We start from the raw sequence: 11,355 nt of genomic DNA on the forward strand, positions 1-11,355 counted from the left end.
CGGCTCATCCCTGCTCGTGGTGGCGCCGCACGGCCGTGGCGAAGGCCTCGCCGCGGGCCACGTAGCTCTCGAACATGTCCATGGAGGCCGCCGCGGGGGCGAGCAGCACGACGTCGCCCGGCTGAGCGACGGCCGCGGCCTGACCCACGACGAGATCCATCGCCTCAGTGTCGGTGGCGGCGATGTCGAGGACGGGGACATCGGGTGCGTGTCGCGCGATCGCCGCGGCGATCTGGTCGCGGTCACGCCCGATGAGGACGACGGCGCGCAGACGGTGCGCGTTCGCCGCGACGAGGTCGTCGACCTCGGCGCCCTTGAGCAGCCCGCCGGCGATCCACACGACGTGCTCGTAGGCCGACAGCGACGCGGCAGCGGCGTGCGGGTTGGTCGCCTTGCTGTCGTCGACCCACCGGACGTCGTCGACCGTGAGCACGTGGGCGATGCGGTGGGGCTCGGGACGCCAGGCGCGCAGCCCGTCGCGCACGGCCGAGGGCGGGACGCCGCAGGCACGGGCGAGCGCGGCGGCGGCCAGGGCGTTGGCGACGACGTGGTCGGGGACCCCGTCGCCCTCGTCGCCGAGGTCGGCCAGGCTCGCGAGCTCGGCGGCCTGCCGGCCGCGGTCGGGCACGAAGGCGCGGTCGACGAGGAGGTCCTCGACGCGACCGAGCATGGACAGCCCCGGGCTGGAGCGGGTGAAGCCGACGGCCCGGCAGCCCTCGACGACGTCGGCGGCCTCGACGAGGCGCCGGGTCGTCGGGTCGTCCTCGTTGTAGACGCAGGCCACCTCGGTGCCCTCGTAGACCTTGCCCTTCGCCGCGAGGTAGGCGTCGTACCCGCCGTGCCAGTCGAGGTGGTCGGGGGCGATGTTGAGGCAGGCGGAGGCGAGCGGGCGCACCGAGTCCTGCCAGTGCAGCTGATAGCTCGACAGCTCGACGGCGATGACCTCGTAGGGGTCGGGGTGCAGGACCGCCTCGAGGATCGGGGTGCCGACGTTGCCCGCGCTGCACGCGCGCAGCCCGGCCGCGGTGAGGATCGAGGTGAGCATCTGCACCGTCGTCGTCTTGCCGTTGGTGCCGGTGAGCGTGATCCACGGCGCGCCGCCGTGCTCGGGGCGCATCCGCCAGGCGAGCTCGACCTCGCCCCACACGGTGATGCCGCGGGCGGCGGCGTCGGCGAGCAGGGGCTGGGTCGGCGGCCACCCGGGCGAGGTGACGACGAGGTCGACCCCGTCGTCCAGCAGGCCCGCCGGGGCCGCGTCGCCGAGGAGCATCCGGGCGCCGAGCACCTCGAGGATCGTCGAGCGCTGCGCCATCGGCGAGCCCTCCGCGGGGGCGGTACCGTCGACGACGCTCACCTGCGCGCCCCGCTCGAGCAGGGCGTCGGCGGCGGCGAAGCCGGAGACCCCGAGGCCGGTGACGACGACCCGCAGGCCCGACCAGTCCGCGTCGCGGTGCGTCAGCGTGCTGAGGTCCCTCACGCGCCGACGACCCACTCGGCGTAGAAGATCGCCAGGCCGAGGGCGACGAAGAGCCCCGCGATGATCCAGAAGCGGATGACGATCGTCACCTCCTGCCAGCCGAGCAGCTCGAAGTGGTGCTGCAGCGGTGCCATCCGGAAGACGCGCTTGCCGGTGGACTTGAAGGAGGCGACCTGGATGATCACCGACAGGGTGATCGTCACGAAGAGCCCGCCGAGGATGACGATGAGGAGCTCGGTGCGGGTCGTGATCGCCAGCCCGGCCAGCGCGCCGCCGAGCGCGAGCGAGCCCGTGTCGCCCATGAAGATCTTCGCCGGCGAGCCGTTCCACCACAGGAAGCCGAAGCAGGCGCCCATGCCCGCCGCGGCGACCACCGCGAGGTCGAGCGGGTCGCGCACGTCGTAGCACTTGAGGCCGGGCTCGATCTGGCAGTTCTGGTTGAACTGCCAGATGGAGATGAGCACGTACGCGGCGAAGACCATGACCGAGGCACCGGTCGCGAGGCCGTCGAGGCCGTCGGTGAGGTTCACGCCGTTGCTCGTCCCGGCGATCATGAGGTTGGCCCACAGGACGAAGAGGACGATGCCGACCATCGGCCCGGCGAAGGCGAGGTCGAGCGGGGTGTCGCGCACGAAGGAGATGTGCGTCGAGGCCGGCGTGCGCAAGGAGTCGTTGGGGAACTGCAGGGCGAGGATCGCGAAGATCACGCCGACGAGGGTCTGCCCGATGAGCTTCTCGTGCGAGCGCAGCCCGAGGCTGCGCTGCTTGCTGATCTTGATGTAGTCGTCGGCGAAGCCGACGAGCCCCATGCCGCCCATGAGGAAGAGCACGAGCAGCCCGCTGGCCGTCGGCAGCGACCACGTCGCGAGGTGCGCGACGGCGTAGGCCAGCACCGCGGCGAGGATGATCACCGCCCCGCCCATCGTCGGCGTCCCGCGCTTCGTGTGGTGCGAGGTGGGGCCGTCGTCACGGATGAACTGGCCGTACCCCTGGCGCACGAGCACCTTGATGAGCATGGGCGTCCCGAGCAGGGCCACGACGAGCGAGACCACTGCCGCGATGAGCACCGCCTTCACTGCGCGTCCTCTCTGTGGCTGAGCCGATCTCCGAGCCACCGTAGCCCGGCGTCACGGCTGGACTTGAGCAGCACGACGTCGCCGGGGGCGAGTCGCTCGTGCAGGAGGGTCTGCGCGGCGTCGACGTCGGCCACGGACTCGACCGTGGCGACGCCGCTGTCGCGGGCACCGTGCGCGATGTCGCGGGCGAGGTCGCCGACGGCGAGCACGAGGTCGACCCCGAGCGCGCCGGCGAGCTCGCCGACGCCGCGGTGCAGCGCGGGCGACTCCTCGCCGAGCTCGAGCATCGAGCCGAGCACGGCGACCCGGCGGCCGCGGCAGGACATCGCGGCGAGCGCGCGCAGGGCGGCCTCCATGGAGTCGGGGTTGGCGTTGTAGGCGTCGTTGACCACCCGCACCCCGTCGGGGCGCTCGGTGACCTCCATCCGCCAGCGGCTCGCCGGGCGGGCCTGCGCGAGCGTCGCGACGACGTCGTCGAGGGCCAGACCGCAGGCGTGCGCGGCGGCGATCACCGCGAGGGCGTTGCCGACGTGGTGGCGCCCGACGAGCGGCAGCGCGACCTGGGCGGTGCCGAAGGGGGCGGTGACGGTGAAGCGCGGACGGCCGGCCTCGTCGAGGACGACGTCGGTGGCACGGACCTCCGCGTCCTGCGCCTCGCCGACGAGGACGACGCGGGCAGCGGTGACCTCCGCCATGGCGCGGACGCGGTGGTCGTCGGCGTTGAGGACCGCGACGCCGTTCGCGGGCAGCGCGGCGACGAGCTCGGACTTCGCGACGGCGACGTGCTCGACGGAGCCGAACTCGCCGACGTGGGCATGCCCGACGTTGAGCACGACGCCGACCTGGGGCGGCGCGATCGTCGTGAGGTAGGCGATGTGCCCGGCGCCGCGGGCGCCCATCTCGACGACGAGGTGGCGGGTGCGCTCGGTGACCCGGCAGACCGTGAGCGGGACGCCGACCTCGGAGTTGTACGAGCCCAGCGGCGCGACGGTCTCGCCGTCGGCGGCCAGGACGGCGCCGAGGAGGTCCTTCGTGCTCGTCTTGCCCGAGGACCCTGTGATCCCGACGACGTGCAGCTGCGGCAGGCGGTCGACGAGCGCGCGGCTCAGGGCGACGAAGGCGGCCTGGGTGTCCTCCACGACAACGCACGGCAGGCCGTCGACGGGTCGGGTGGTCAGGGCGGCGCTCGCGCCGCGCTCGGCGGCCTGGGGCACGTAGGCGTGCCCGTCGGCGTGCTCGCCGACGCGGGCGACGTAGAGGCTGCCGGCGGCGGCCTCACGGGCGTCGGTGACGACCGGGCCGTCGACGACGACGGCGGGGTCGCCGTGGACGGTGCCCCCGGTGACCTGGGCGAGCTCGGCGAGGGTGAGGGCGATCATCGGGCCACCTCCGTGGCGAGGGCGGTGAGTGCCTCGAGGGCGACGACGCGGTCGTCGAAGGGGGTGACCACCCCTTCGACCTCCTGCCCGCTCTCGTGCCCCTTGCCGAGGAGCGCGACGACTCCCCCGGGCCCGGCGGCGCGCACGGCGTGCTCGACGGCGGCCCGGCGGTCGGCGACGACGTCGAGCTCGGCGCCGCCCTGGCGGGCGCCCGAGGCGACGGCCTCGCGGATCGCCGCGGGGTCCTCGGAGCGGGGGTTGTCGTCGGTGACGACGACGAGGTCGGCGTGGTCGGCCGCGGCGCGGCCCATGCCGGGTCGCTTGCCGGGGTCGCGAGACCCGCCGGCGCCGAGGACGGCGACGAGCCGGCCCGTGGTGCCCTCGCGCAGGGCGGCCAGCGCGGCGGCCACGGCGTCGGGGGTGTGCGCGAAGTCGACGACGACGCGGGGCAGGAGCGCGGCATCGGCGCCCTCGGGGGCGGCGACGACCTCCATGCGGCCGGGCACGCGAGGCTCGGCGCCCACGGCGCGGGCCACCTCGGCGGGGTCGTGGCCGGCGACGAGCAGGGCGGCCGCCGCGACGGCGGTGTTCGTGCGGTTGAAGCCGCCCGGCAGCGGGCTGCGCAGGGCCAGGCTCACCCCGTCGCCCTCGAGGACGAAGGCGGGGCCGTCGACCGAGGTGATGACGAGGTCCGCGGGGACGGCGGGGTCGGAGGAGACGGTGCGCACGGGCACGCCGGCCTGCGCCGCGAGGCGGCGACCCCACGCGTCGTCGACGCAGACGACGCCCGCGCGGGAGCGCTCGGGGGTGAAGAGGCTCGCCTTGGCGGCGAAGTAGTCCTCCATGCCGTCGTGGAAGTCGAGGTGGTCCTGCGAGAGGTTGGTGAAGAGCGCGACGTCGTAGACGACCTCGTCGACGCGGTGGAGGACGAGGGCGTGGCTGCTCACCTCCATGACGCAGTCGTCGACGCCGCGCTCGCGCATCACCGCGAGCAGGGCGTGCAGGTCGGGGCTCTCGGGCGTCGTGCGTGCGCTCGGGACCCGCTCCTGGCCGATCCGCGTCTCGACGGTGCCGATGAGACCGGTGCTGCGCCCCAGGGCCTCGAGAGCGGCGGCGAGGAGGTAGGCGGTCGTCGTCTTGCCGTTCGTCCCGGTGATGCCGAAGGAGCGCACGCCCGGGCCGCCCGGCGTCCCGGTGCCGTAGACGGCGGCCGCGACGCGGCCGAGGACGGAGCGCGGGTCGGCGACGACGACGGCGGGCACGTCGACGCCGGCCTCGCGGGCCAGCTCGAGGCCACGCCCGTCGGTGAGCAGGGCACGGGCACCCTCACGGACGGCGGCGGCGGCGTACGAGGCGCCGTGGGCGTTGGCCCCCGGCAGGGCCGCGTAGAGGTCACCCCGGCGGACCGAGAAGGTGCTCAGGGTGACACCGGTGACGGTGAGGTCGGCGTCCCCGACGATGTCGCTGCTGCGTCCTGCAGCCTCCGACACCGCCTGGAGCGCGACCGGGTCGATGGTCTGCGGGCGGGGCGATGGCACGACGAGCGAGCCTACCTGTCCCCCGGGTTGCCCCGGTCCTTCAGCAGACCGGGCGTGCCCTCTGCGGGGGCCTTCTTCAGCCGGGTCGAGATGGGCTTGACCTTGTCGTCCGCGGCCGGCGGGACCTCCTGGGTCTGCAGGGCGTGGGTCATGACGTCCTTGAAGACCGGCGCGGCGACCTGGCCGCCGAAGTAGCCCTTGACGGGGCGCTGGAGGATGACGGCGACGACGAGCTGGGGGTCCTGGGCGGGGGCGTAGCCGATGAAGCTCGCCGTCTTGCCCGAGTAGCCGCCGGTCTTGTCGTCGTAGCGGTCGGCGGTGCCCGTCTTGCCGGCGACGCGGTAGCCGTCGATCTTGGCCTTGGGGGCGGTGCCCTCCTCGCTGACGACGCCCTCGAGCATCCGGCTCACCGAGGTCGCGGTGCTCTGCGAGACGACGCGCTCGCGCTTCGCGGCCGGTGCCGGGGTCCATCCGCCCTCGCCGTCGGAGGTCTCGGCGACGAGGCTCGGGGCGACGCGCACACCCTTGTTGGCGATGGTCTGGAAGACGCCGGCGACCTGCACGGCCGTCGTCGACAGGCCCTGGCCGTAGGTGACGGTGTAGCGCTGCACGCCGTCCCACTTCTCCGACGGCGGCATGATCCCCTCGGACTCGCCCGGGAAGCCCGAGCCGGTCTTGCTGCCGAGCCCGAACTTGCGGAAGTACTCCTCGAGCGTCTTGGGCTTCATCGTCTCGCCGATGAGCATCATGCCGACGTTGCTCGACTCGGCGAGCGCGCCGCCGACGGTGCGGTACTCGACGGGGTGCGGGTGGCTGTCTCGCAGGGTGGCGTCGTAGCGCTGGAGGTGGTCGGGCAGGACCATCGGGCTCGACGGCGTGATCGTGCCCTCCTCGAGACCGGCGGCTACCGTCATGATCTTGGCCGTCGAGCCGGGCTCGAAGGCGTCGCTGAAGGCGAGGTTGGCGAAGACGCCCTTGCCGTCGCCGATGTCGTTCGGGTCGAAGGTCGGGTACGAGGCGAGCGCGACGAGCTCGCCCGTGTCGACCCGCTGGACGACGACGGTCCCCGAGAGCGCGTCGGTCTCCTCGACCTTCGCGGCCAGGGCGTTCTGCGCGTACCACTGCACGTCGTTGTCGATCGTCAGGCGCACGTCCTTGCCCGGCTTGGCCGAGCTGACGTCGGACCCGGCGTTGGGCAGCCGGCTGCCGTCCATGGCGACCTCGTAGGTCGCGGTGCCGGGCGTGCCCTTGAGCGTGTCGTCGAGCATGAGCTCGAGCCCGCCGCCCGCGGTCTGGTCCTGGGGCTGGACGAAGCCGACGAGGCTGGCGACGGTCGTCGACTGCGGGTAGGTGCGCTGCGAGGAGCGCTCGCTGTACACGCCGGGGATGCCCAGGGCGCTGATCTTGCGCCAGGTGAGCGGCGAGAGGTTCTTGGCGAGGATGACGTAGCGACGCTCGCCGGTCATCGCCTCGACGAGGTCGTCCTCGTCCTGGCGCAGGAGCGGGGCGAGGTCCTCGGCGGCGCCGGCGACACCGACCTCGGTGCGCGTGCCGCCGACCTCCTTCTCGTAGGCGGGGACCGCGGTCTGGTCGACGACGACGATGCGGCGCTCGGCCGAGCTGGCGAGCACCGTGCCGTGGGCGTCGGTGATCGTGCCCCGGCGCGCCGGGATCGACTCGGTCGTCGTGCGCTGGGCGAGGGCGTCGGCCGCGACCTCGGCCGAGTCGAAGCCCTGGATGCGCATGAGCTGGGCGGCGAAGAGGCTGAGGACGAAGAGGCTGGCGACCATGAGCCCGCGCATCCGCATCCGCGGGTTGCCGGCCGGGGGCACGTCTCCCCCACCGCCACCACCACGACGACGCGGGCCGCGCGGGGGCGCGGACCCGCCGCCGCGGCGCGGGGTCGTGGGACGGGCGGTCCGGGTGGCGGTGCGCGACGCGCCCGGTCCGGTCGTGCTGCGGCGGGTCGCGCCGGCGGCGCTCGTGCGGGCGCCGCGCGTGGAGGAGCCCGTGCTCGCGCCGGTCCGTGCGGCCACGCGGCGGGCGGAGGACGGTGCTGCCGTCGCGCGGGTGCGAGCGGTCGACGAGGTCCGCCCCGAGGAGGCCTTCGAGGAGGCCTTGGACGTGGGCGCCTTGGACGTGGAGGCCTTGGACGTGGGCGCCTTGGAGGAGGAGGCCTTCGGCGAGGAGGCCCTCGACGACGCGGTGGTGGACGCCCTCGTCGTCGTGGCCTTGGAGGTGGCCCTCGTGGTGGTGGGCTTCGTCGTGCCCGTCCGGGACGCCGCGGCCTTCTTCGCCGCGGCCCGCCGGGCGGCGGACGACGAGCTCGCCGTCGACCGGGTCGAGGTGCTCGAGGAGGCGGAGGTCGACCCCTTCGCCGTGCGGGTGCTCGAGGCGGGGGTGCGGCGCTGCGTCACGTCGTCTCCTGCCTGGTCGGGTGCGGTCGGTCTCGTCGGGGCGTCAGTCCTGGTCGCCCGAGGCCGGCGCGCTCGTCGTGCTCGCCCGGGGCGTCGCCCGCGCCGCTGCGTCCACGCTAAATCCCTCGGGCTTCTTCGCCGCCTTCGCCACGCCGAGGACGCGCCCGCGCTCGAGGTCGACGAAGGCCGCGGTGTCGGCGGGGACCATGCCGAGCTCGCGGGCCTTCGTCGCGAGGTTCTGCGGTGCCGAGCGCGCGTCGACGGCGTGCACGAGGGCCTCCTGGGTGTCGGAGAGCTCGGCGGAGCGCGCCTCGAGGCGACCGACCTCGAAGGAGTCCTGCGCCATCTTCGCGTTGAGGGCGAGGACGGCGGCCAGACCGGCGACGAGCAGCGCGACGACGAGCATCGGGAAGAGCGGCGATCCGGTCGCGTCCGCGGCGGTGAGCACGCGCAGCTCGCGCTGCTGGCCCCCCTTCGCGGGGGCGCGCCGGGCGACGGTGGTCGCGGTCTGCAGCTGGCTCATCGGGAGGTCCTCTCGGGGGCGCGGACGGGTCGGGTGCGCTCGGCCGCACGGAGGCGGACCGAGGCGGATCGGGGGTTCGCGGCGAGCTCGGCCGCGTCGGGGGTGGCCGCGCCGCGCGTGAGCAGGCGCAGCTCGGGGGCGTGCTCGGGCAGCTCGACCGGCAGCCCGGGCGGGGTCGTCGAGGTCGCGCCGGCGGCGAGGGCGCGCTTGGTGATGCGGTCCTCGAGGGAGTGGAAGGACAGCACGGCGAGCCGTCCACCGACGCAGAGCCGGCGCAGCGCCTCGGGCAGCGCGCGCTCCCAGACGGTGAGCTCGGCGTTGACCTCGATGCGCAGGGCCTGGAAGGTCCGCTTCGCCGGGTGGCCGCCGGTGCGCTGCGAGGCGGCCGGGATGCTCGCCCGGAGCACCTCGACGAGCCGGGCGGAGGTCTCGAAGGGGGCGACCTCGCGCTCGCGCACGACGGACCGGGCGATCCGGCGGGCGAAGCGCTCCTCGCCGTACTCCTGGAGCACCCGGGTGAGCTCGCGCTCGTCGTAGGTGTTGAGCACGTCGGCGGCGGTCGTCGGTGCGCCCGGGTCCATCCGCATGTCGAGCGGGGCGTCCTGGGCGTACGCGAAGCCGCGCTCGGCCTCGTCGAGCTGGAAGCTGCTCACCCCGAGGTCGAAGAACATCGACTGCGCGCACTCGATGCCGAGGCCGTCGAGGACGTCGCCGATCTCGTCGTTCGTCGCGTGGGCGTAGTCGACCCGGTCGGCGAAGGGGGCCAGCCGGGTCCGCGCGAGGTCGAGGGCGAGCGGGTCGCGGTCGATCGCGACGAGGCGCACCCCGGGGTGACGGGCGAGGACGGCCTCGGCGTGGCCGCCCATGCCGAGCGTGCCGTCGACGTGCACGGCGCCGGGGACGAGCACAGGGCCCAGCAGGTCCAGGACCGGCTCGAGCATGACGGGGACGTGCCGGTCGGCGGCGCCGGGGCCGGTCGTCGTCGTCATGCTCGTCCTCCTCTGCTCTCTCGTCGTGGTGGTGCGGGGTGGTGCGGTGCTCGTGCGACTGCTGCATCTGCTCGGGCTGCTGGGTCCTGGTCCCCATCCGGACCGGTCCGGCGCGGGGGAAGACGCGTCGGCATCGGCTCGGCTGGAGGCCAGGGCCCAGCAGCTACATCAGGCCCGGGATCACCTCGTCGGACTGGTCGGAGAAGGCCTGCTCGGTGGCCGCGAGGTAGTCGGTCCAGGCCTGCGAGTCCCAGACCTCGAGCCGGTTGCCGGCACCGATGACGGTGCAGTCCTTGCTCAGGCCCGCGTACTGGCGCAGGGCGGCCGGGATCGTCACCCGGCCCTGCTTGTCGGGGATCTCGTCGGACGCGCCCGAGAGGAAGACGCGCATGTAGTCGCGGGCGGCCCGGCTGCTCGTCGGGGCCTTCTGCATGTCGGTGGCGATCTGCGTGAAGGTCTCGAGCGGGAAGACGTAGAGGCAGCGCTCCTGGCCACGGGTGACGACGAGGCCGGTGGCCAGACGGTCGCGGAACTTCGCGGGGAGGAAGAGGCGGCCCTTGTCGTCGAGACGAGGCGTGTGGGTACCGAGGAACACGACCCACCTCCCGCTCTGCTCGACCCTCCGGGCGCCACCGTGTCCCGATGTCCCCCACTTTACTCCACCCAGCCCCCGAAAGACAGCCAGAACCGTGACGGATCCGTGATTTCTCGCCCTCAGATCCGCCATTTCTCGGGGGTGGTGCGAAGTGGGGCAGATCTGGCGCACCGGGGCCCGGGAGCGGCCCGCCGACGGCTCGACCGGGCGGCTCTTCGGGACGGATCCCGCTGATCCCGGGGCCTGTCGCCCCCCGAGGCCTCGCGAGGGCACCCCTTCGCCATAGGGTCGGGAGCACAGTGGGGCGTGGTGGGATGACCTCGACCTCACCGAGGACCCGGTCGGCACGGCCGGGGGGAAGGAGCCCGGGTGATCCCGGTCAACGACATCCGTCCGAGCGCCCCGACGACATCAGAGCTGGAGCACCTCGTCGAGGTGGGCGAACGCCTCGCCGCGACGATGAGCGCGGTCATCGAGGGCAAGCCCGAGGTCGTGCGCACCGCGATCACCGTCATGCTCGCCGAGGGCCACCTGCTCGTCGAGGACGTGCCGGGAGTCGGCAAGACGATGCTCGCCAAGACCCTGGCCCGCTCGGTCGACGCCTCGGTGCGACGGGTGCAGTTCACCCCCGACCTGCTGCCGAGCGACATCACCGGCGTGAGCGTCTTCAACCAGGACAACCGGGTCTTCGAGTTCCGGCCCGGGGCGGTCTTCGCCAACGTCGTCGTCGGTGACGAGATCAACCGCGCCTCGCCCAAGGCCCAGTCGGCCCTGCTCGAGTGCATGGAGGAGCACCAGGTCACCGTCGACGGGCAGACCCACGCGCTGCCCCACCCCTTCATGATCATGGCGACCCAGAACCCCGTCGAGATGGAGGGCACCTACCCCCTGCCCGAGGCGCAGCGCGACCGCTTCATGGCGCGGGTGTCCGTCGGCTACCCCGACCCGCGCGCCGAGGTCGAGATGCTCGACCACCACGGCGCCACCTCTCCCCTCGACGACGTCCGGCCGGTCACCGACGCCGAGGGGGTCGCCGAGCTCATCCGGGTCGTGCGCCGCGTGCACGCCTCCGAGGCCGCCCGCCGCTACGTCGTCGACGTCGCCGCCGCGACCCGCTCCCACTCCGCCATCCGGCTCGGCGCCTCGCCGCGTGCCACCCTCCACGTGCTGCGGGCGGCCCGGGCGCGCGCCGCCCTCGCCGGGCGCGACCACGTGCTGCCCGACGACGTGCAGGCCCTCGCGGTCCCCCTGCTCGCCCACCGCATCATCCTCACGAGCGAGGCGCACGTCTCGCGGCTCACCCCGGCCGGGGTCGTCGAGGACGTCATCGCCCGCACGCGGGTGCCCGGCAGGCGCTAGGT

At 74.0% G+C, this 11,355-nt stretch carries 9 protein-coding genes; 1 reads left to right on the forward strand and 8 read right to left on the reverse strand.

The genetic code is table 11. From position 1 onward, the window contains the following. Positions 1–4: 4 nt before the first annotated feature. The 8 genes from murD to mraZ all read right to left on the reverse strand — a co-directional run bounded on the left by murD (position 5) and on the right by mraZ (position 9,994). Positions 5–1,477 carry a UDP-N-acetylmuramoyl-L-alanine--D-glutamate ligase gene (gene murD / locus ABIB53_RS01100; protein ID WP_354586780.1) on the reverse strand — a complete coding sequence of 491 codons (1,473 nt, stop codon included), beginning with the start codon at positions 1,475–1,477 and terminating at the stop codon, positions 5–7. After that, the gene (gene mraY, locus ABIB53_RS01105) at positions 1,474–2,553 is read right to left on the reverse strand and encodes a phospho-N-acetylmuramoyl-pentapeptide-transferase (RefSeq protein ID WP_123093405.1); all 1,080 of its coding nucleotides are present in this window, start codon (positions 2,551–2,553) and stop codon (positions 1,474–1,476) included. The genes murD and mraY overlap by 4 nt, the downstream gene beginning before the upstream one ends. Continuing rightward, positions 2,550–3,932: a UDP-N-acetylmuramoyl-tripeptide--D-alanyl-D-alanine ligase gene (locus tag ABIB53_RS01110; RefSeq protein ID WP_354586781.1), complete on the reverse strand. Its 1,383-nt coding sequence runs from the start codon at positions 3,930–3,932 to the stop codon at positions 2,550–2,552. The genes mraY and ABIB53_RS01110 overlap by 4 nt, the downstream gene beginning before the upstream one ends. After that, entirely contained in the window at positions 3,929–5,470 is a 1,542-nt protein-coding gene (locus ABIB53_RS01115; protein WP_354586782.1) for a UDP-N-acetylmuramoyl-L-alanyl-D-glutamate--2,6-diaminopimelate ligase, read from the reverse strand. The genes ABIB53_RS01110 and ABIB53_RS01115 overlap by 4 nt, the downstream gene beginning before the upstream one ends. Before the next feature lie 11 nt (positions 5,471–5,481). After that, a complete protein-coding gene (locus tag ABIB53_RS01120; protein WP_354586784.1) occupies positions 5,482–7,887 on the reverse strand; it encodes a peptidoglycan D,D-transpeptidase FtsI family protein in 2,406 nt (801 codons plus the stop codon). A gap of 43 nt (positions 7,888–7,930) precedes the next feature. Continuing rightward, positions 7,931–8,410: a cell division protein FtsL gene (gene ftsL / locus ABIB53_RS01125; RefSeq protein WP_201467241.1), complete on the reverse strand. Its 480-nt coding sequence runs from the start codon at positions 8,408–8,410 to the stop codon at positions 7,931–7,933. After that, the gene (gene rsmH, locus ABIB53_RS01130) at positions 8,407–9,399 is read right to left on the reverse strand and encodes a 16S rRNA (cytosine(1402)-N(4))-methyltransferase RsmH (RefSeq protein ID WP_354586785.1); all 993 of its coding nucleotides are present in this window, start codon (positions 9,397–9,399) and stop codon (positions 8,407–8,409) included. The genes ftsL and rsmH overlap by 4 nt, the downstream gene beginning before the upstream one ends. Positions 9,400–9,562: 163 nt before the next feature. Further along, entirely contained in the window at positions 9,563–9,994 is a 432-nt protein-coding gene (gene mraZ / locus ABIB53_RS01135) for a division/cell wall cluster transcriptional repressor MraZ (protein WP_068275024.1), read from the reverse strand. 369 nt (positions 9,995–10,363) lie between these two features. Here mraZ and ABIB53_RS01140 point away from each other — a divergent pair, with 369 nt between their 5' ends. Further along, positions 10,364–11,353 carry an AAA family ATPase gene (locus ABIB53_RS01140; RefSeq protein ID WP_229299113.1) on the forward strand — a complete coding sequence of 330 codons (990 nt, stop codon included), beginning with the start codon at positions 10,364–10,366 and terminating at the stop codon, positions 11,351–11,353. Positions 11,354–11,355 lie beyond the last annotated feature (2 nt).

It is taken from the genome of Janibacter sp. UYMM211, from assembly GCF_040547045.1.
Classification (GTDB): domain Bacteria; phylum Actinomycetota; class Actinomycetes; order Actinomycetales; family Dermatophilaceae; genus Marihabitans; species Marihabitans melonis.